Source organism: Reyranella sp. (assembly GCF_965279625.1).
Taxonomy (GTDB): Bacteria; Pseudomonadota; Alphaproteobacteria; order Reyranellales; family Reyranellaceae; genus Reyranella.
Map to the genome: position 1 here is coordinate 127,349 of NZ_OZ257251.1, position 20,755 is coordinate 148,103.

At 65.8% G+C, this 20,755-nt stretch carries 20 protein-coding genes; 17 read left to right on the top strand and 3 right to left on the bottom strand.

The window, feature by feature from the left end:
* The 7 genes from ACQY78_RS00540 (at position 1) to ACQY78_RS00570 (ending at position 6,483) form a co-directional block, all read left to right on the top strand.
* A complete protein-coding gene (locus ACQY78_RS00540) occupies positions 1 to 474 on the top strand; it encodes an RrF2 family transcriptional regulator (protein WP_428681733.1) in 474 nt (157 codons plus the stop codon).
* Between the two features lie 131 nt (positions 475 to 605).
* On the top strand, positions 606 to 1,649 hold the full coding sequence (locus ACQY78_RS00545) for a sulfate ABC transporter substrate-binding protein (protein ID WP_428686541.1): 1,044 nt from the start codon (positions 606 to 608) through the stop codon (positions 1,647 to 1,649).
* On the top strand, positions 1,646 to 2,506 hold the full coding sequence (gene cysT / locus ACQY78_RS00550; RefSeq protein WP_428681735.1) for a sulfate ABC transporter permease subunit CysT: 861 nt from the start codon (positions 1,646 to 1,648) through the stop codon (positions 2,504 to 2,506). The genes ACQY78_RS00545 and cysT overlap by 4 nt, the downstream gene beginning before the upstream one ends.
* Complete coding sequence (gene cysW, locus ACQY78_RS00555) at positions 2,499 to 3,341, top strand: sulfate ABC transporter permease subunit CysW (RefSeq protein ID WP_428681737.1); 843 nt, start codon at positions 2,499 to 2,501, stop codon at positions 3,339 to 3,341. The genes cysT and cysW overlap by 8 nt, the downstream gene beginning before the upstream one ends.
* A gap of 1 nt (position 3,342) precedes the next feature.
* Positions 3,343 to 4,422 (top strand): sulfate/molybdate ABC transporter ATP-binding protein, encoded by a 1,080-nt coding sequence (locus ACQY78_RS00560; RefSeq protein ID WP_428681739.1) that lies wholly within the window; start codon positions 3,343 to 3,345, stop codon positions 4,420 to 4,422.
* Between the two features lie 73 nt (positions 4,423 to 4,495).
* Positions 4,496 to 5,866 carry an FAD/NAD(P)-binding protein gene (locus tag ACQY78_RS00565; RefSeq protein ID WP_428681741.1) on the top strand — a complete coding sequence of 457 codons (1,371 nt, stop codon included), beginning with the start codon at positions 4,496 to 4,498 and terminating at the stop codon, positions 5,864 to 5,866.
* 26 nt (positions 5,867 to 5,892) lie between these two features.
* Positions 5,893 to 6,483, top strand: coding sequence for an NUDIX domain-containing protein (locus tag ACQY78_RS00570; RefSeq protein ID WP_428681743.1), 591 nt, complete (start codon positions 5,893 to 5,895; stop codon positions 6,481 to 6,483).
* Positions 6,484 to 6,496: 13 nt separating this feature from the next.
* Here the strand turns inward: ACQY78_RS00570 and rfbB are convergent, their stop codons facing one another.
* Complete coding sequence (gene rfbB / locus ACQY78_RS00575; RefSeq protein ID WP_428681745.1) at positions 6,497 to 7,555, bottom strand: dTDP-glucose 4,6-dehydratase; 1,059 nt, start codon at positions 7,553 to 7,555, stop codon at positions 6,497 to 6,499.
* Positions 7,556 to 7,752: 197 nt separating this feature from the next.
* On the opposite strand from rfbB, the gene yghU reads away from it, so the two are divergent.
* The 7 genes from yghU to ACQY78_RS00610 all read left to right on the top strand — a co-directional run bounded on the left by yghU (position 7,753) and on the right by ACQY78_RS00610 (position 14,491).
* Positions 7,753 to 8,628, top strand: a complete 876-nt coding sequence (yghU, locus tag ACQY78_RS00580) for a glutathione-dependent disulfide-bond oxidoreductase (protein ID WP_428681747.1) — start codon at positions 7,753 to 7,755, stop codon at positions 8,626 to 8,628.
* A 102-nt stretch (positions 8,629 to 8,730) separates the two neighbouring features.
* Entirely contained in the window at positions 8,731 to 9,738 is a 1,008-nt protein-coding gene (locus ACQY78_RS00585) for an asparaginase (protein WP_428681749.1), read from the top strand.
* 34 nt (positions 9,739 to 9,772) lie between these two features.
* Entirely contained in the window at positions 9,773 to 10,675 is a 903-nt protein-coding gene (locus ACQY78_RS00590) for a LysR family transcriptional regulator (RefSeq protein WP_428681751.1), read from the top strand.
* 118 nt (positions 10,676 to 10,793) lie between these two features.
* Entirely contained in the window at positions 10,794 to 11,801 is a 1,008-nt protein-coding gene (locus ACQY78_RS00595; protein ID WP_428681753.1) for a Bug family tripartite tricarboxylate transporter substrate binding protein, read from the top strand.
* A gap of 13 nt (positions 11,802 to 11,814) precedes the next feature.
* A complete protein-coding gene (locus ACQY78_RS00600; RefSeq protein ID WP_428681755.1) occupies positions 11,815 to 12,900 on the top strand; it encodes a hypothetical protein in 1,086 nt (361 codons plus the stop codon).
* 16 nt (positions 12,901 to 12,916) lie between these two features.
* Positions 12,917 to 13,435, top strand: a complete 519-nt coding sequence (locus tag ACQY78_RS00605; protein ID WP_428681757.1) for a UGSC family (seleno)protein — start codon at positions 12,917 to 12,919, stop codon at positions 13,433 to 13,435.
* 81 nt (positions 13,436 to 13,516) lie between these two features.
* Entirely contained in the window at positions 13,517 to 14,491 is a 975-nt protein-coding gene (locus ACQY78_RS00610) for a Bug family tripartite tricarboxylate transporter substrate binding protein (RefSeq protein WP_428681759.1), read from the top strand.
* A gap of 31 nt (positions 14,492 to 14,522) precedes the next feature.
* On the opposite strand, the gene ogt is transcribed toward ACQY78_RS00610, so the two are convergent.
* Complete coding sequence (gene ogt / locus ACQY78_RS00615; RefSeq protein WP_428681761.1) at positions 14,523 to 15,041, bottom strand: methylated-DNA--[protein]-cysteine S-methyltransferase; 519 nt, start codon at positions 15,039 to 15,041, stop codon at positions 14,523 to 14,525.
* Entirely contained in the window at positions 15,034 to 16,083 is a 1,050-nt protein-coding gene (locus tag ACQY78_RS00620; RefSeq protein WP_428681763.1) for a bifunctional transcriptional activator/DNA repair enzyme AdaA, read from the bottom strand. Before ACQY78_RS00620 ends, ogt begins: the two co-directional genes overlap by 8 nt.
* Before the next feature lie 127 nt (positions 16,084 to 16,210).
* Here ACQY78_RS00620 and ACQY78_RS00625 point away from each other — a divergent pair, with 127 nt between their 5' ends.
* From ACQY78_RS00625 to ACQY78_RS00635, 3 genes are all read left to right on the top strand, one after another.
* Positions 16,211 to 17,638: an MFS transporter gene (locus ACQY78_RS00625; protein WP_428681765.1), complete on the top strand. Its 1,428-nt coding sequence runs from the start codon at positions 16,211 to 16,213 to the stop codon at positions 17,636 to 17,638.
* A gap of 1 nt (position 17,639) precedes the next feature.
* Positions 17,640 to 19,175, top strand: a complete 1,536-nt coding sequence (locus ACQY78_RS00630; RefSeq protein ID WP_428681767.1) for a serine hydrolase — start codon at positions 17,640 to 17,642, stop codon at positions 19,173 to 19,175.
* Positions 19,176 to 19,269: 94 nt separating this feature from the next.
* Positions 19,270 to 20,739 (top strand): DUF2252 domain-containing protein, encoded by a 1,470-nt coding sequence (locus ACQY78_RS00635; protein ID WP_428681769.1) that lies wholly within the window; start codon positions 19,270 to 19,272, stop codon positions 20,737 to 20,739.
* Positions 20,740 to 20,755 lie beyond the last annotated feature (16 nt).

Sequence of the window (20,755 nt, forward strand, 5' to 3'; positions counted from 1 at the left end):
ATGATCTCGCAGAGAGCCAAATACGCGCTGCGCGCGCTCGTGGCGCTGGCGCACGCCGCGAACGATCGGACGATCATGATCTCCGAATTGTCGGCGTCCTGCTGCATTCCGAAGAAGTTCCTGGAACAGATATTGCTAGACCTCAAGCATCACGACCTGGTGCGAAGCAAGCGCGGCAAGCTCGGAGGGTATCAACTCAACAAGCAGCCGTCCGAGATCATGTTTGGTGAAGTGCTGCGGATCGTCGATGGGCCGATCGCTCTGCTGCCGTGTCTTTCGAAGATCTCCTATCGGCGCTGCTCGGATTGCTTGGACGAAGAAAGCTGTGAGATTCGGCGTGTGTTTGCTCAGGTCGCTGAATCGAGCCGGGAGATTTTGGACAATACGAGTCTTCTCGATGCGATGACGAGCGAAGATCCCGTCCTGGTGACGGAGTCGAGAAGGGGGCCGTCACGGAACCGTCTTTCGACTTGATCCTCGGCGTCCTGTGCGGTGGACACTTTCGAACAGCGAGTTGACAATCTCTACTGATCTGGTCGACAAATAACCATCGATTCTAGCTTTCCTTTGGTCCAGCCACCACACTGACTTCAGGGGACCCTATGATGAGCCTGCACCGTCGTTCGTTTCTCGTAGCAGGCGCCGCACTCGGCGCGTCGACTGGCTCCTGGTCCGCCCTCGGCCAGACATCACCAGCCGTTGTATTGACCAACGTATCCTACGATCCGACGCGCGAACTCTACCGCGCGGTGAATGATGCGTTCGCCGCTGAGTGGCAGCGCGGCGCGGGACAGAAGGTGACGATCCGGACATCGCATGGCGGATCCGGGCGGCAGGCTCGGTCGGTGATCGATGGACTGGAGGCCGACGTCGTGACCCTGGCGCTGGCCGGCGACATCGATGCCATCGCCCGCGAATCGAAGCGTCTGCCGGAGAACTGGCAGTCGCGTCTGCCCAACAATTCCTGCCCCTACACCTCGACGATCGTCTTTCTCATGCGCAAGGGCAATCCCAAGGGCATCAAAGAGTGGTTGGACCTCGCGAAGCCGGGCGTTTCGGTCATCACACCCAACCCCAAGACTTCGGGCGGCGCGCGCTGGAACTACCTCGCGGCATGGGCCGACGAGCTCGAACGGACGAAGGGCGATCAGGCTGCCGCCCGCAAGCTCGTCGAAGCCATCTTCAGGAACGTGCCGGTGCTCGACTCCGGCGCGCGGGGCTCGACGACGACGTTTGCCCAGCGTGCGGTCGGAGACGTGCTGATCTCGTGGGAGAACGAAGCCTTCCTCGTTCTGCAGGAGTTCGGCGCCGACAAGTTCGACATCGTCGTGCCGTCACTGTCGATCCTGGCGGAGCCGCCGGTCGCCCTCGTCGATTTCGTGGTCGAAAAGCGGGGCACGCGCAAAGCGGCGGAGGCCTACCTCGACTTCCTCTATTCGCCCGCCGGCCAGAAGATCATCGCCAGGAATTTCTACAGGCCCTTCAAGCCGCAGGATGCGGATCCCGCCGATCTGGCGCGGTTCCCCAAGATCAAGCTGGTCACGATCGATCAGGTCTTCGGCGGATGGAAGAAGGCGCAGGCCGAGCATTTTGCCGACGGCGGCATCTTCGATCAGATCTACAAGCCCTCGGGCAAGGCCGGTCGGTGACGGTCGCTCCCGTGACGGGGCAGAGATTCACCTTCCTGAGACCGAGCGCCTTGCCTGGCTTCGGTCTCACGCTGGGGTTCGCCACCACCTATCTATCGTTGATCGTGTTGCTGCCGCTGCTGGTGCTGATATGGCGGGCAAGTGGCCTTGGTCTTGACGGCATATGGCGCGTGGCGACGACCCCGCGCGTCATGGCGGCGCTGGAGGTCAGTTTTGTCACCTCGCTGCTGGCCGCGTTGCTCAATGCCGTCTTCGGTACGCTCGTCGCCTGGGTGCTTGTCCGGTATGAATTCCCGGGGCGGCGACTCCTCGATGCCGCCGTCGATCTGCCGTTTGCCCTTCCAACCGCCGTGGCAGGCATAGCCCTGGCAGCGCTCTATGCTCCCAATGGCTGGATTGGCGGGTTTTTTGCACCGTGGGGCATCAAGATCGCTTTCACTCCGTGGGGCATTTTCATCGCGCTGGTGTTCATCGGCTTGCCTTTCGTCGTCCGCACGGTGCAGCCGGTCCTGCAGGATTTCGAACGTGAGATCGAGGAGGCGTCCGCAACGCTGGGCGCAACGCGGGTGCAGACCGTCTTCCGTGTGATCCTGCCGGCTCTCCTGCCGGCCCTGGTAACCGGGGTGGCCCTTGCGTTCGCTCGCTCCGTTGGAGAGTACGGTTCTGTGATTTTCATCGCCGGCAACATTCCGTTCGTCTCGGAGATTGCGCCTTTGCTCATCGTGACCCGTCTCGAGGAGTTCGACTATGCCGGAGCGTCGGCGATTGCCGTCGTGATGCTGGCGATTTCGTTCGTCGCGCTGCTGATCATCAACTCGGTTCAGGCGTTGAGCCGCCGGAGATACGACGGTGCGTGAGACGGCGCTCAACGAAAGCCGGCCGCTGCAGTGGCTGCTGATCGGCGCGGCCGTGGCGTTCCTGGCCGTGTTCCTGGTCCTGCCGCTGGCGGCCGTCTTCGTCGAGGCATTCCGCAAGGGCATCGAGCCGCTGCTGGCCTCGTACACAGATGAAGACACCGTTGCCGCGGTTTATCTCACGCTCCTTGTCGCGGCCATCACGGTGCCGTTGAACCTAGTGTTCGGTGTCGCCGCTGCCTGGGCCATCGCCAAGTTCGAATTTCGCGGCAAGAGCCTCCTGATCAGTTTGATCGACCTGCCTTTCTCCGTGTCGCCCGTCGTCTCGGGATTGACCTTCGTCCTGCTGTTCGGCGCGAAAGGTGTCTTCGGTCCGCTGCTCGACGCCTGGGACATCAAGATCATCTTCGCCGTCCCGGGAATCGTGCTGGCGACGATCTTCGTCACCTTTCCCTTCATCGCCCGCGAGCTCATTCCCCTGATGCAGGAGCAGGGTACGGCGGAAGAGGAAGCCGCTCTCACGCTCGGCGCCTCGGGCTTTCAGACGTTCATGACCGTGACCCTGCCCAATGTCCGGTGGGCGCTGCTGTACGGCGTCCTCCTCTGTAACGCGCGCGCCATGGGCGAATTTGGCGCCGTCTCGGTCGTGTCGGGCCACATTCGAGGACTCACGAACACAATGCCGCTCCAGGTCGAAATCCTTTACAACGAGTACAATTTCGTCGGCGCGTTCGCAGTCGCGGCCCTTCTGGCCGCACTGGCTCTCGTCACCCTTGCTGCGAAGTCGCTTCTGGAATGGCGACACGCGGAAAGCCTCTCGACTGCGCGACGTCACTGACATGGCGAACAATACGGTCGATCTCGGCAAGGGCGTGCCGATTGCCATCACGGCGGAGGGGCTGTCTAAGTCGTTCCCGGGCGTTGCTGCCGTCAACGGCATCGACCTGCAGGTGAAACCGGGAGAGCTCATGGCACTTCTCGGCCCTTCGGGATCTGGCAAGACGACTTTGCTGCGTTTGTTTGCCGGACTGGAATCACCGACGGCCGGGCGCATCCTGTTCGGCGACGAGGATGCGACACATGTGCCCGTCCGTGAGCGGCGTGTGGGTTTCATGTTCCAGCACTACGCGCTGTTCAAGCATATGAGCGTCGCCGATAACGTGGGCTACGGGCTGCGCGTTCGTCCTCGCCGGTTGCGTCCGTCGAATGCGGAGATTCGAAAGCGGGCGGAGGATCTGCTGGAGCTTGTCCAGCTTCCGGGGCTGGGTAAACGGTATCCGGCCCAGCTTTCGGGCGGCCAGCGCCAGCGCGTGGCGCTCGCGCGGGCGCTGGCCGTGGAGCCGCGCGTTCTTCTGCTCGACGAGCCGTTCGGCGCGCTTGACGCGCAGGTGCGGCGCGACCTTCGCCGCTGGTTGCGCGAACTGCACGATCGGACGGGCCACACCACCCTGTTCGTGACACACGACCAGGAAGAGGCGCTCGAGCTGGCCGACCGCGTCGCCATCCTCAATCGCGGGCGCCTCGAGCAACTCGGCATCCCGGACGACATCCTCGATCGTCCCGCCACGCCGTTCGTTGCAGGCTTCGTCGGAGACGCGGTTCGACTGCCGGTCAACGTCGAGGCGGGGTGGATATCTCTGGGAGGAGGGAAGGTGCCGGCACCTTTTCAATTTCCGGTAGGCCCCGCAGAACTGTTCATTCGTCCGTCTGATCTCACATTGGCCCATGCGACGGGGCACGGCACCTTTTCGGGCAAGGTTGTCGGCACACGACGCGTGGGCTCGACGCGGCGGGCCGAGCTGGTGCTCGATGAGAGCCTTCCCTCGGTCGAGGTGACGCTTCCCCTCGAGCACGCCGTCGCCAGGGGCGAAGAACTCCGCCTGAACCTTCTCACAATGCGACTATTTCCAACACGCTGACGGAGGAACGCCATGCCGAACTCTGCATGCAAGCGCGCACGCCAGGCTTGTGAGGTGAATGGTGACTGAAGATATGCGTCCCACATTCGGCATCGTTGGCGGAGGCTTCAGCGGTACGATGCTGGCCGTTCACCTGATCGAACAGTCTGCGGTGCCGGTGCGCATCTTTCTTTTCGATCGTGCAGCGGCGTTCGGCAGCGGCGTGGCCTATTCAACGCCGAACGACAAGCATCTGCTGAATGTCCGCGTCGGCAACATGAGCGCCTACGACTCGCGGCCCGAGCATTTCATCAAGTGGCTGGAAGCCTGCCCGCAAGCCTCCGACGCGAAGGCCCGCGGTCCCTTCGTCTCGAGGGGCCTGTACGGCCAGTATCTCCGTTCGACCTTGTCGGCTTGTCTGGCCGCGCACCCCGCATCTTCGATGATCGGTGTCGACGCAGAGGTGACCAGCCTGCAGGCGGGCGAGAAATCGGTCCAGCTGCAGACGTCGGACGGCGCACGGCATACGGTCGATCGTGTCGCGTTGTGCGTCGGAAACTTTCCTCCGGCGCTACCGGTGAAGCCCCAGGCGACGGACGGTGGGGAGGATCACTACATCGCCAACCCTTGGAGTGGCGGCCTGTCGCGTATCCAGAAGGACGACAGCGTCATCCTGGTGGGGACGGGCCTGACGATGGTCGACGTGGTTCTCGATCTGCATTCGCGGGGCCACCAGGGAAAGATCACGGCGGTCTCCCGCCGGGGCTTCATGCCGCTGCCACACCGGGATGTCGGTCCCTACCAGGCTTTCCTGACAGCGGACTCCCTGCCGAAAACCATCAAGGCGCTGATGCGCGTGGTCCGTCGCGAAGTCGAGGCCGCCTCGGCCAGCGGAGTCGATTGGCGGGCCGTCCTCGATTCGATGCGGCCGCAGACACAGGCCTTGTGGCGCGGCCTGTCCATTGCCGAGCGCCGGCGGTTCCTGCGTCATGTGCGGCCCTACTGGGAAGTGCATCGCCACCGTGTGGCGCAGCCGGTGGCCGCCGAGATCGAGGAGCTTCGAAACGCGGGGAAGCTGGTCGTGATGGCCGGCAGGCTGCAGGACGTGGAGCTCGGGGCGGAGGGCGTGTCCATGACTGTGAAGGCACGCAGGGAAAAGACGGTGCAGCGGATCCAAGGGACCTGGCTGGTGAACTGCTCCGGTCCTCAGCTCGACTACGACCGGATCAGCGATCCCCTGATACGATCGCTGTTCGATGCCGGCTTGGCGCGACCGGACGCTCTGTCTCTCGGTCTCGACCTCGGCGACGATTATCGCCTGATCAGAAGGGACGGCGTCGCATCGGACGTCCTGTTCGCGCTCGGGCCGCCTATTCGAGGCAATCTGTGGGAGACGACGGCGGTGCCCGACATCCGCAAGCAATGCGAGGCGGTTGCCCGTTATCTGACCGGCACGACTGGGTAGGGCGCCGTTTCAGGAGGGGGACTGCGATGGAGCACGTGGACGAATCCAATCCTTGGAAAGTGTTGAGCGAAGAGACCGGTTACGACTGCCGGTACTTCTCGATCCGTCATGACACGGTGACATTGTCCGATGGAGAGTCGCGCAGCTACAACAGCGTGCGGATGAAGTACTACGGAGTGTGCATCGTACCGGTCGACAGCGACGGCAGCGTGACCCTGATCGGCCAGTATCGCTATGTCCTGGATCGGTTCTCCTGGGAGATCCCGGGTGGTGGCGCGCGGGTGGATGACGATCCGCTCACGGTCGCGCGTGCGGAGCTCAAGGAAGAAACAGGCTGCACCGCCGAGCACTGGCTCAAGATCGTGGAGGGCGCCGTGTCGCCAGGGATCTCCACCGAGGCCGTGCCCGCCTTCGTCGCGTGGGGGCTGGATCGCGGAGCGCCGCAGCCCGATGCCACCGAACTGCTGTCGCGCCGCCGTGTGCCGTTCGCTGATGCGGTCGGCATGGCCCTGAATGGCGAGATTTCGAATCTGCCGGGAATTGCCGCCCTGCTGGGCATCGAAGTCCGGCGTCAGCGCGGTGACCTGCCGGCCAGTCTTCTCGATCTCCTGAAATAGACCGTCGCGTCGATCACGCCGCGGTCAGGCCGAGCCGTTCGCCGCGATACGCGCCGCTCATCACGCGTTCCCACCAGCTGCGATTGTCCAGGAACCAGCGGACCGTGTCGCGCAGGCCGCTCTCGAAATCGTGCCGCGGACGCCAGCCGAGTTCGGTCGCGATCTTCGAGGCGTCGATGGCATACCGGGCGTCGTGGCCAGGACGATCGGTCACGAACTGGATCAGCGACTCGTGCGGGCGATGGGCGGCGTCGGGCTGCAACTCGTCGAGCAGGCGGCAGATGCCGCGCACGACGTCGATGTTCCGGCGCTCGCTGTTGCCGCCGATATTGTAGGTCTCGCCCGGCCGTCCCTTGCGCAGCACGAGGGTGAGGGCCTCGGCATGATCCTCGACGTGCAGCCAGTCGCGGACGTTATCGCCCTTGCCGTAGACCGGCAGGATCTCGCCCCGCAGGGCGCGGATGGTGACCAGCGGGATCAGTTTTTCGGGGAAGTGATAGGGGCCGTAATTGTTCGAGCAGTTGGTTGCCAGGGTCGGCAGCCCGTAAGTGTGATGCCAGGCTCGAACCAGATGGTCGGAGGCGGCCTTACTGGCGGAGTAGGGCGAGTTGGGCGCGTAAGGCGTGGTCTCGGTGAAGAGACCGGTGGCGCCCAGCGAGCCGAAGACCTCGTCCGTCGAGATATGCTGGAAGCGGAAGCGGCCACGCGCGGCTTCGTCGAGTGTCCGCCAATAGGCCAGCGTGGCCTCCAACAGGGTGAAGGTGCCGTTGACATTGGTTTCGATGAAGGGCGCCGCGCCGGTGATGGAGCGATCGACGTGGCTTTCCGCAGCGAGATGCAGGATCGCGTCAGGGCGGAATTCGGTCAGGACGGCGTCGATTCCCGCGCGGTCACAGATATCGGTCTTGTAATGGCGATGCCGGTTGCTGGTCTGCACCTCGGCCAGCGATTCGAGATTGCCCGCGTAGGTCAGCTTGTCGACGTTGGCGACCGTCCAGTCGGTGTCGCGGATGATGTGACGCACGACGGCCGAGCCGATGAACCCGGCGCCGCCGGTAACAAGAATTCTCATGGGGCCATTACGAAGCGAGCAGGCTCGCCCCTCCTTGCTTCAGGGAATGCCCGAAATCCGGGAACTTATCCCTACTTACCATATGTTTTGCTTCAGTTTCTAACCCCCTCCTGCCGGCGGCATGGGGGCGAGCAGGGCGGCTCAAAGGGGGCTAGGATGGCGCCATCAACGAAGCCACATCACAGGATACTCGAAGCATGAGCGACGCATCCGACTACACACCGCCCAAGGTCTGGACCTGGAACAAGGCCAGCGGGGGGCGTTTCGCCAACATCAACCGGCCGATCGCCGGCCCGACCAGCGAGAAGGAGCTGCCCGTCGGCAAGCACCCGCTCCAGCTCTATTCGCTGGGCACGCCGAACGGCCAGAAGGTCACCATCATGCTCGAGGAGCTGCTGGCGCTCGGCCACAAGGGCGCCGAATACGACGCCTGGCTGATCAAGATCGGCGAGGGCGACCAGTTCGGCAGCGGCTTCGTCGCCGCCAACCCGAACTCCAAGATCCCGGCCCTGGTGGACCGCAGCGGACCCAACCCGGTGCGCGTGTTCGAATCGGGCGCCATCCTGCTCTATCTCGCAGAGAAGTTCGGCGCGCTCGTGCCGACGGAGAGCGCCAAGCGGGCCGAATGCCTGTCGTGGCTGTTCTGGCAGATGGGCAGCGCGCCCTATCTCGGCGGCGGCTTCGGCCATTTCTATGCCTATGCGCCGACCAAGATCGAGTATGCGATCGACCGCTTCGCGATGGAGACCAAGCGGCAGCTCGACGTGCTCGACCGGCGGCTCGCCGAGAGCAAGTACTTGGCCGGCGACGACTACACGATCGCCGACATCGCGGTCTGGCCGTGGTACGGCGGCCTCGCCAAGGGCCTGCTCTATGGCGCCGGCGAGTTCCTTGCGGTGCATGAGTACAAGAACGTCAATCGCTGGGCCGACGAGATCGGCGCGCGCTCGGCGGTCAAGCGCGGCCGCATCGTGAACCGTCTGCAGGGCGATCCTGCGGCTCAGCTCCATGAGCGCCACGACGCCAGCGACTTCGACCTGAAGACGCAGGACAAGATCGGCGCCAAGGGCTAGGCGCACCGTCGTTCGCTGCGCGCAATGTCGCCGTTCGGCGACATTGCGGCGGCATCGATCTTGCGTGGCTCCCCGGATGGACGATCAGCGCAGGAGCATCGCGTGAGCAGCACGAACCGGCCCAAGGTGGCTTTCATCGGCACCGGCGGCACCATGGCCTCGCTGGGGGTCCACCCGCTCGAGCTGCAGGATTACGGCGTCCATGAGAACCGCATGCATGCCAGCGAGATCGTCGCCCGCTTCCCGGTGGTCGAGGAGGTCGCCGAGATCATTGCGGTCGATTTCCGCAACGTGCCGAGCCCGGAAATCTACTTCGCCGAATGGCAGGAACTCGCGGCGCTATGTCATCGCGTCGTGGCCGAGCATCCGGACCTGTCCGGTATCGTCATCGGTCACGGCACCGCGACGCTCGAGGAGACGGCCTGGGTCCTGAACCTGGTGCTCAAGCTAGACGTTCCTGTGGTGCTGATCGGTTCACAGCGGCCGGCCTCGGGTCTGTCGACCGATGCCGCGATCAATCTCGTGAACGGCGTGCGCACGGCCGCCAGCCCGCAGAGCCGCGGCCGGGGCGTGCTGGTGCTGCTGAACGACGAGATCCAGGCGGCGCGCGAGGTCACCAAGACCTCGAACTGGCGCATGCAGACCTTTCGCACGCCCGATTTCGGCGTCCTGGGGCATGCCGACGCCGATCGCATCGCCTATTACCGGCGGCCCGAGCGCCGCCACATGCCCGACACCGAATTCGACCTCGCGGGGCTCGATGCCCTCCCGAGGGTCGACATCGCCTATGCCTATGCGGGCTCCGACGGCAGCGCGATGCGGGCCTTCATCGCGGCGGGGGCGAAGGGTCTCGTCTCGGCCGGTTTCGCGCCGGGCATGCCGCCGGCGGCCGATCTCGCCGCGATGGAAGAGGCGGTGAAGCAGGGCATCGTCGTCGTGCAGTCCTCGCGGGCCGGTTCGGGCCGCATCTTCCGCGGCCAGAAGCTCGCCAAGGCCGGAATCCTGTCGGCCGACAATCTCAATCCGCAGAAGGCGCGATTGCTGCTCGCGCTGGCGCTGACCCGGACCTCGGACCCCGTGGAGATCGCGCGGATCTTCGCCACCTACTGATTGCCGCCCCCTCGCGGCCTGATACCCTGCCGCGATGGAGTTGAAGCAACTCGAGCATCTCGTCGCCGTCTGCAGTGCGGGCAGTTTCAGCGGCGCGGCCAAGCGGTTGCGAATTTCGCAGCCGACCTTGAGCAAGAGCATCGCTCGGCTCGAAAAGCATCTTGGGCTGAAGCTGTTCGACCGCGGGGGTGGCAGCGCCCGGCCGACCGTTTACGGCCACGCAGCGGCCGAGCACGCGGCGATGCTGCTGGCCGGCGTGGCGAGAATGGGTGAGCAACTGGAGGAACTCGCCCGGGGCGAGACAGGCAGCCTGCGCATCGGGGTCGGGCCGGCGACGCGCATCAAGCTGCTGCCGGAGGTCGTCCGGCAGGTCGGGAAGACCTTTCCCGAGCTGCAACTCCAGGCGCGCTACGACGATGTCCAGACGCTGATGCGCTCGCTCCGCATGGGCAGTCTCGACCTGGTCTTCTGCTATTTCGAGGCGCCCGACGAGCAGTCCGACTTTATCCGCGCAAAGATCTGCGACGACCTGCGGATCGCCGTGGTGCGACCGCACCATCCGGCCCTGCGCCAGGCGCCGCTCACGCCGGAAATTCTGCTCAGGTATCCTCTCGCCAGCGTCGGTGCCGTGCCGAGCTTTCGCAAATGGCTGGGGCCCATGAGCGCGAAGGCGGCGCGAAACATGAATGCCTTCGTCTCCGACGACTATGCCCTGGTGAAGAGCCGTCCCGTCGAGTCCGACTTTGTCGCCCTGGGCCCGCGCTTCGTTTTCGAACAGGAGCTGCGTGACGGCACGCTGGTCGAGCTGAAGCTTCGCGTGGAGATCGGCTACGAGTGCTGGATGCTCACCACCGAGGCCAAGTGGCGCCTGCCGGTGGTGAAGAAGGTCGCCGACTTCGCGCGGGCCGCCATGCGGCGCAAGACGCCCCGCCGTTAGCGACCCTGCAGGGGCCATGCCTGCAGGCTATGGCTCATTCGGAACGGGGTGGTTGTCATCCGGCCGGGATCGGGCGCCTTTACTGGCAGAACAAGAAGATGCTGCCGGTGGAGGAACCATGGCTTCGGCCGAGATGCGCCACGCGACAAAGAGGAGCCTCACGGGCCTGTGCGGAGCGTTGCTGCTGGCAGCGGCCTCCGTGGTCGGCTTCGCGGGCCAGGCGGCGGCGCAGTATCCCGACAAGCCGGTTCGCCTCGTCGTGCCGTTCACCGCGGGCGGCTCGCCCGACACGACGGCACGGCGCGTCGCGCAGCGCCTGACGCAGGAACTGAAGCAGCAGTTCGTGGTCGAGAACCGGCCCGGTGCCGCCGGCAACATCGGCGCGGAGACGGTCGCCCGTTCGGCACCCGACGGCTACACGCTGATGATCATGGCCAACAGCCACGTCATCAATCCGGCGCTCTACGCCAGGATCAACTACGACGTGGTGAAGGATTTCACGCCGATCTGCCTGCTGGTGCGCGGCGCCTCGATGATGGTGGTACCGGCCAACAGCCCGGCAAAGACGGTTAAAGAATTCGTCGACATGGCGAAGGCCAATCCCGGAAAGCTCAACTTCGGCTCGGGCGGTGCGGGCAGCCCCGCGCATCTCGCTGCGGAGGCATTCCGTCAGGCCACCGGCATCGACTATGTCCATGTGCCCTACAAGGGCGCGCCCGAGATCGTGCGCGCGCTCCTGTCCGACCAGGTGCAGGTCGGCTTCCCGACCTTCGAGACGGCCCTGGGGCAGGTGCAGCAGAAGACGCTGCGTGCGCTCGCGACGACCGGTTCGAAGCGCTCGCGACAGCTTCCCGATACGCCGACCCTGCTCGAGGCGCTGCCCGACGGGTTCAGCCTGGAAGGCTGGCTGGGCCTCGTCGCACCGGCGGGCACGCCGCCTGAAGTCACCCAAGCCATCGTGGGCGCCATGACCAATGCGTTGAAGGACCCGGCCTTCCGTGAGCAGCTCGAAAGCGGCGGCTCCGACGTCGATTTCCGCGCAGGCCCCGAGTTCGGGGCGATCCTGCCGGGCGAGCTCGTGAAATGGCGGAAGCTCGTCGAAGGCGTCGGCGCAAAGGTCGAATAGGGGAGAAGCGCACATGGCCCTCGCCGCCAAGCCACGTATCCACGAAGTCCCCGATGATCTTCTGGCTGCGATCGACTGGTGCTACGGGCAGGGATGGACCGACGGGCTTCCTGTCGTGCCACCGGTCGTCGCCCGCGTCGATGCGATGCTGGCGGCCGATGCGCGGTCGCGGGAGACGGTGATCGCCCATCATCCCGCGACCGGCCTCGACCTGTCGCTGCATGCCGCCGCGGTGAACGCCGTGATGGCGGGCTGCGTGCCTGAATACTTTCCGGTGATCGTCGCGGCCTTCGAGGCGATGAACCGGCAGGACTTCAATTTCCACGGCTCGACCGCCAGCACCGGCGGTTCGGCGCCGCTGCTGGTGGTGAGCGGGCCCTATGCCGAGGAAATCGGCATGAACGCCGATGTGAACCTCTTCGGCCCGGGCAACCGCGCCAACGGCACGATTGGCCGCGCGGTCCGGCTCATCCTGCGCAACGTGTTCCAGATGCTGCCGGGCATTTCCGACAAGTCCACGCAGGGCAATCCTGGCAAGTACAGCTTCTGCATCGCCGAGCGGTCGCGCGGCAATCCCTGGCCTCTGCTCTGCGAGGCGCAGGGCTACGAGACGGGGATGTCGAGCGTCACCTGCTTCGCCGGAGGCGGGTTCTTCAACGTCGAGAACCATGGCGGCAACACGCCGGAAGAGGTGCTGACCTCGGTGGCGGACTCGATGGCCAACTATGGCTGCATCAGCCTTGGCCAGAGCGTGGTGATCCTGGCACCTGAGCATATGAAGATCGTGGCCGATGCCGGCTGGTCGCGTGAGAAGGTGCAGGAGTTCCTGTTCGTCACGGCCAGGCGATCGGTCGCGGGCATGAAGGATGCCGGCAAGTATCGCGACCGGGAATACGACGCCCAGCACGGGGAGGGCGCGCACGCCCTGGCCATGGAGGGCTTCATGCATCGCGGCATGAGGCCGGACGACATTCTCGTGACCATGGGCGGGGGCGATGCCGGAGGCCATTCCTGCTTCATCCCGTCCTGGAGCCGAGGACGGGCCTCGATCATGCAGCACCAGGCCATCACGCCGCCGCCTGCCGGCGCTCGCCCGTAAACAGAGGGAGTTTCCGATGCAGCTCTATTCACCGATGTCCTCGACGCCCAAGCGCAAGGCCTACAGGGCACCGGCGCTCGCCAGCCTCGAGGGCTTGCGGATCGGCCTCCTGGAGAACGGCAAGCTCAACGCCGACGAGATGCTACGCGAGGTCGCCGCGCTGTTCGTGGAGCGCCACGGCTGCACCATCCGCACCGTCGCCTCCAAGAGGAACGCGAGCGCTCCCGCGCCGTCGGCGACCCTCACCCAGGTGGCGCAGGAGGTGGATTTCCTCATCACCGGCTTAGGCGATTGAGGGTCCTGTTCAACGTGCAGTCTGCACGACAGCATCAGCTTCGAACAACTCGGCAAGCGCGCCGTGGTGATCTGCACGACGCCCTTCGAGGTGACCGTGAAGAACATCGCGCGCGTCCTCGGCATTCCTGACTATCCGTTCGTGAAGGTCCAGCATCCGATCGGAAGCTGCACCCTGGCGGAACTCAAGGTTCGAGCCGAGGCGGCCTACGAACAGGCGGTGGCGATCCTCCAGGCTTGAGGATCGCCAGAGGATGGCGGGCGTTGACGGCGCTCGTCCAGGAGGAACTGGACTGGCACGAAGTGTGTATGATCTTCGGCCATGACAGCTACCTCACGACGCGCTTTCCTGACGATTGGCACCGCCGCCGGCCTGTTCGCGCCGGCTGTCCGCGCGCAGCCTGCCTATCCGTCGCAACCCATTCGTCTGGTGGTGCCCTATGCGCCGGGCGGCGGGTCCGATTTCACCGGGCGTCTGGTGGCGCAGAAGCTGCAGGAGACGGCGGGCTACAGCCTGATCGTCGACAACAGGGCCGGCGCCGCCGGCATGCTGGGCACGGAGATCGTCGCGCGCGCGCCGGCCGACGGTCATACGCTGCTCTATGCCGACGTCGCGCACGGCATCAATCCGGCGGTCTATTCCAAGGCGCGCTACGATCCGGTTAAGAGCTTCGTGCCGATCACCCTCGTCGGCGCGTCGCCGCAGGTCCTGGTCGCCAACCCGTCCTTTCCGGCGAATTCGCTGAAGGAGCTGCTCGCCCTGCCACGCGAGCAGCTGCAGAAGATCGCCGTCGGCACGCCGGGGCAGGGCAGTGGTCCGCATCTCACCTACGAGCTGCTGCGCGCGAAGGTCGGCTTCGACCTCGTCCATGTCCCGTATAAGGGCGGCGGACCGGCGCTCAACGATGCAATCAACGGCCAAATCCCGCTGGTGATGAACGCGATGGCGCCCGTGATGCCCCATCTGCAGTCAGGCAAGCTGAAGGCGCTGGCGATCGCCACGGCCCAGCGCCATCCGCGCCTGCCCGAGGTGCAGACCTATGCCGAGAGCGCGCCGGGCGTCGTCGTCTACAACTGGTACGGCTTCCTCGCCCCAGCGGGGACACCGCCCGAGGTGACGAACAAGCTGGCGGCGGACATCGCCCGTGTGCTGGTCCTGCCGGACGTGCAGGAGAAGTTCGACGCCGCCTTTCTCGATCCGATGCCGCAAGGCAGCGCCGAGATGGCGCGCTTCCTCGACGGCGAAGTGCGCCAATGGAAGACGGTGGCCGCGGAGACGGGCGTCTCGCTGGACTGACGGCGCCCGTCACCGTCGGGAAGCCGGGCGTCTACAGGGCGCCCTCGTGTTCGAGCAGCCACTTCTTGCGGGGCAGGCCACCGCCATAGCCGGTCAGCGTGCCGTTACTGCCGATCACCCGGTGGCAGGGCACCACGATGCCGATCGGATTCTGGCCGTTGGCGAGCCCGGCGGCGCGGACTGCGCGAGGCTTGTCGATCCGTGCAGCCAGCTCGGCGTAGGAGATCGTCGTGCCGCGGCGGATCTTGCGCAGCGCTTGCCACACGCTGCTCTGAAACGGCGTGCCGGTCGTCTCGATCGGAAGCGTATCGATGACCGCAATGTCGCCTTTGAAATACGAGCCCATCGCCTTGGTCAGCCCGCCCGGATCGCGCGCCGGTGAAAGCGTGTAGCGCGCCCGCCCGCAGTAGCGGTCGAGCAGGAGGCGCATGCGCGCCTCGTGGTCTGTCCAGTCGATGGCACGCAGCCGGCCCTGACCATCGGCGATGATCACCAGCTCGCCGACCGGCGTCGCGAGGCGATCGACCTTGAAGTCCAGAGGCTCAGCCATGTCGTGCCATCCGCAGATGTTGTGCGGCATAGGCGTGCCAGGGCCGCCAGGCCGGCGGCGCCGTGTCGTCGAGCGGCATCTCCCTGCTTTCACCGTCCCAGTCTCCCGGCGCGCGCAGCCCGGGTCGTCGGGCGATCAGTGGCGCAAGCTTGGGATCGCGGGCGAGATGGCTGTCGATCGTGGCGATGTCGGCGCCGAGGTCGAATACGCGCCGCACGCGTGCGACGATGGCGGGCAGGGCCTTGACCGATGGGAAGTGGATCGTGACGGCGACTGCATTGCGGTCCGCCAGGTGTGAGACGGCGACGCTGCCCTGCGCGCCGTCGGCATCGATGCGGCGATGCCAGACCCCGTCCTCGATCCATTCGGTGCCGGGTGTCGCGCGAGCCGCGAGCGCCGCCAGCATGCCGGGCCAGTCATAGGGGGGCCGATAGGCGAGCTTCAGCGTGACACCGTCACGCGCCGAGGTATCGGCACCACTCCTGCGGCGCAGCGCGCTCGGCGGCCGGTCGAACAGCTTGCGGAACGTCTCGTTGAACCGCCGGACGCTGCCGAAGCCCGATGCCAGGGCGACCTCGGCCATCGGCAGGCGCGTGTCGTGCAGGAGCTGCTTGGCGAACAGCACGCGTCTCGTTTGGGCAACCGCGAGGGGGGAGGCGCCGAGATGGCGCTGGAACAGGCGGCGCAGCTGCCGGCCGCCGACGCCCAGGCGCTCGGCCAGAGCTTCGACGCCGGTCTCGTCCTCGTCGAGCGCGCCGTCTGCGATCAGCGCGAGCGCGCGGCTCACGGTATTGGCGGTGCCGCGCCAGAAGGCGAGGTCGGGCGCGATCTCGGGGCGGCAGCGCAGGCAGGGCCGGAAGCCGGCCTCCTGGGCGGCGGCCGACGCAAAGAAACGGCAATTCTCGAACCTGGGAGTCCTGGCCGGGCAGACCGGGCGGCAATAGATGCCGGTCGAGGTCACGCCGACGAACACGCGACCGTCGAACCGGGCGTCGTGACTCTGGAAGGCGCGGTAGTAGCTGCTGCGGTCGAGCAATTCCATGGGCCCATATTTCCACGCAGGCGCGGGCGGCGCTCGCGGTTTTCGGACCCGACAGGCACCCTCATACTCACACCGCGTCTGGGGCTATCGTTTGACCGGACGCTGAGAAAATGATCAGTCGCCGGCCATGACTGCAACGGTCGGTTGGTCGGCGCTTCTGAGGCGCGAATGGCTGCCTCTTCTGGTGGCGCTGGTGGGCGGCGTCCTGCTGCACTCGATGAACGTGCTGATGCTGGCGACGGTGCTGCCGAGCATCGTCGAGGATGTCGGCGGCACGGCGATGATGAGCTGGCCGACCACGGCCTTTCTCGCGTCATCGATCGTCGCGGCGACCTGCACCGGCCATCTGACGGCGCGGCTCGGCGCGCGCACCGCCTTCTGCGCCGGCGCTCTGGTCTTCGGGATCGGTGCGCTGATCTGCGCGCTGGCGCCCTCGATGGGCGTCGTGGTCACCGGACGCTTCGTGCAGGGCTTCGGCGGCGGCGTGCTGTCGGCCATGGCCTATGTGCTGGTCGGCAATGCGTTTCCCGAGCCGATGTGGCCGAGGGTTGCGGCGCTGCTGTCCGGTGCGTGGAGCATGGCGGTGCTGGTCGGCCCCATGGTGGGCGGCGCGTTCGCAACCTGGGGAAACTGGCGCGGCGCCTTCTATGCCGTGACCGTGCTTGCGGCTTTGCTGGCGGTCGTCGCCGCACGGGCGCTGCCGCGGGCGCGGGTGGCGAAGGGCGGACCGGTGCGGGCCATACCCGGCGGGCGCGTCGTGCTGATCTGTCTGGCCATCGCGGTGATGTCGACGGCCAGCGTCGTTTCCCTGCCGCTCACCAAGGCGGGCCTCTTCCTCACGGCTGTAGCGTTGCTGGTCGGGATGATCCTGCTGGATCGTCGCTCGAAGGCGCCGCTGTTCCCGAGCGATGCCTTCTCTCTCAGTTCCATGACCGGCGTTGCGATGTGGTTCGCGTTGCTGGTGTCGATTGCCTACAGCCCTCTGTCGATCTTCGTGCCGATCTTCCTGCAGACCCTGCATGGCTTCGATCCGCTGGCCGCCGGCTACACGGTGGCGGGTGCATCGATGGGCTGGACGATTTCGTCGATTGTCGTCTCCGGCTGGTCGTTGCGGTCGGCGGGACGAATGCTGGTCGCGGGTCCGTTCGCGATGGCGGTGGGCCTGGCCGGCGTGGCGCTGCTGATGACGACTCAGCCGGTGCTGGTCCTGCCGGTCTTGATCGCCCTGGTCGGTCTCGGGATCGGCGCCTGCTGGGGGTTCGGCGTCCAACGGCTGATGGGCGGGGCGAAAGCGGGGGAGGGCGATCTGGCCGCCTCCGCGGTGGCGACGGTGCAGCAGACCGGCTTTGCGCTGGGGGCCGCCGCGGCGGGGATCGTGGCCACGTTGGCAGGGCTCTCACGCGGGCTCACGACGCCTGGCGTGGCCAGCGCAGCCTTCTGGGTGCCGGCGGCTTTCGTTCCCGTGGCCTTCGTTGCGGCCATCGTGGGCGGACGTCTGGCGCTGCTGGCCGGCCGCGCCGGTGATAAGAAGCCGGGCACTTCCAGGGGAACATGAAATGATGCGGCTGCTCGCGGCACTGATCCTGACCTGCCTCGCGCCCTTCGCGGTCCAGGCCCAGACGGTCACCAAGGAAAAACTGACGGCCGCCCTTCCCAAGCTTCGCGAGCTGGCGCGGCAGGTCGTGGCGAAGGGCGAAGTCCCCGGTCTTTCGATCGGCGTCGTCTATCGCGACGAGGTCGTCTTCCTCGAGGGCTTCGGTGTTCGCGAAGCCGGGCAAGCCGAGACAGTCGGGGCGGACACGGTCTTTCAGGTGGCCTCTGTTTCCAAGCCGCTGGCCGCTACCGTCGTGGCGGCCCTGGTCAGCGACGGCGTCGTGACATGGGACACGCGCATTCGCGATCTCGATCCGAGTTTCGCGCTCCTCGAAGCCTATCCGACGGCCGAGGTCACGATCCGCGACCTGCTCTCGCATCGCAGCGGCCTGGCGGCGAGTGCCGGCAACGATATCGAGGATCTGGGCTTCAGCCGCGAGGAGATCCTGAAGCGAATCCGCTACACGCGGCCTGGCGGCAGCTTCCGGGCAAAGTACGCGTACAGCAATTTCGGGTTCACCGCCGGCGCGATCGCCGCCACCCGGCCGACGGGCAAGGGCTGGGAGGAGCTGGCGGAAGAGAAGGTCTATCGGCCGCTCGGCATGCAATCGACCAGCTCGCGCGCCCGGGATTTCATTCTCCAGCCCAATCGGTCGTCGCTTCATGTGCGGATCGACGGCAAGTGGACGCCGCTGGTGAAGCGCAACGCCGACGCGCAGGCCCCGGCGGGCGGCGTGAGTTCGAGCGCCAAGGATATGGTCCAGTGGCTGCGGCTCGAACTCGGCAATGGCCGCTATGCTGGCCGGCCGCTGATCAAGGAAGCCGCGCTCGAACAGACGCGCCTGCCCAACATCATCCGCGGGGTCGATCCGAAGACCGGCGTGGTCGGCTTCTATGGGATGGGCTGGAACGTCGATTTCCGTGAGCGCGGCGTCGAGTGGAGCCATGCCGGGGCCTTCAGTGCCGGCGCCCGCACGCTCGTGCACCTTTTGCCGGCGGAAAAGCTCGGCATCGTGATCCTCAGCAACGCGTTCCCCACCGGCGTTCCGGAAGGGCTCGCCGCGACATTCTTGGACGACGTGTTCGCCGGGAAGTCGTCACGCGACTGGATCGCGCACTGGAACGATATTTACGATGCTCAGTTTGGTGCCGTGGCCCAGAAGACCGCGATGGCGCCCTATGCCTCGCCGCCGGTTCCGCCGGCGCCATCGATGCCGCTCGACGCCTATACCGGCTACTACAACAACGACTATGTCGGCGACGTCCGTGTCGCCGAGGCCGGCGGCGTGCTCTCAGTTGCGCTGGGACCGGCCGGCAAGCGCTTTCCCTTGAAGCATTTCAATCGCGACCTCTTCCTCTATGCACCCTTCGCGGAAAGCCCCGGCTGGATGGTCGCCGTGACTTTTCTGGTCGGTCCCGACGGAAAGGCTTCCCAGGTCACTCTGGAGAATCTCAACGAGGACGGGATGGGCACTTTGAAGAGATCGAAGGGCCGGTAAACGCAGACAGACTGAACACGGTGCCGTCGCGTTCAAATGCTTTGACCGCCGCGAAAGTGCGACGTTGAATGGCGACGGGGAGCGGGGTGGTCCAATGACAGTGGTAAAGATCAACACGAATACCGATCGCACGTTCGAGCGCATGAACATGGCGATCGACAACATGTCGTTGCTCGAAAGCTTCGTGGCGCCCCGGGCGACGGTGGCCGAGCGCCTGCAGGCGGGCAAGGCAGTACGGGCGCAGGTGCCGCGCAGCTCACATGCCAGCTTCGTAAAGGCGGCCAACCGGCCCGATCCGGTCGCCATCCTCGAGGCGCAGAATGTGGACCGGGTGCAGAAGCTGGTGCCGGTGCGCTTCGCCCGCATGCTGGCCTCGCCCTTCGCCTTCCTCCGCGGCTCGGCGGCGGTGATGGCGGCAGACCTCTCGACCACGCCCGTCACCGGCATGGCCGTCGGGGCCTGCGGCGACATGCATGTCTCGAATTTCGGCGTCTTCGCTTCGGCGGAGCGAAATCTGATCTTCGCCATCAACGACTTCGACGAAGTCCATCCCGGTCCGTGGGAATGGGACCTCAAGCGCCTCGCCGCCAGCGCCGCCGTCGCTGTGCGCTTCATGGGCGGCGACCGCGTGGCGGCGGAGGGGGCGGCGCGGTCCATCGTCCGGTCCTACCGCAAGCGCATGCGCCGCTACGCCGAGATGGGCTACCTCGAGATCTGGTACGACCGCATCGATGAGCGTGCCGTCCTGGACACGCTGTCACCGCGGGCGCGGCGCGGTGCCGAGCGGCTGATGGACAAGGCCCGGACCAAGAGCCATGTCGCCGTGCTGGAGAAGCTGACCGAGGAGGTCGGCGGCGAGCATCGCATCATCGAGGAAGTGCCGCTGATCGTGCGCGAGACGGAAACGGCGGCGGGTACGCCGACCAATGTCGCTCTCGACAACATGTTGCAGGACTATATCCAGTCCCTGCCGATCGACCGGCGCGTGCTGCTGTCACGCTATCGGATTGTCGATTCTGCGCGAAAGGTCGTGGGCGTCGGCAGTGTCGGTACCGGCTGCTGGGTCATCCTGCTGCAGGGGATCGATTCGGACGATCCGCTGTTCCTGCAGGTGAAGCAGGCGCAGACATCGGTCATCGCGCCCTATGTCGACCAGCAGCTCAGGTTCGAGAATCAGGGAAGACGGGTCGTCGTCGGGCAGCGCCTCGCGCAAGGGTCGCCCGACATCTTCCTCGGTTGGGGACAGGTCGACGGAAAGGACTTCTACGTTCGCCAGCTCGCGGACATGAAGGGCAGCCTGAAATTCAGCGAGAGCGACACGAGCAACCTCGATGGATTCGTCGAGTATTGCGGCCTGTGCGGCTGGGCGCTTGCGCTGGCCCATGCGAAGTCGGGCAATCCGGCGATGATCGCCGGCTATTGCGGCAACAGCGACACGCTCGATGAAGCGATCGGCAAGTTCGCCATGGCCTATTCCAAGCAGACGGACGAGGACTACGACGCGCTCGACAAGGCGCGCCGCACGGGGCGCATCAAGGTCGCGGCGCCGGAGATGGTGAAGTAGTCGCTTCGACCCCGGC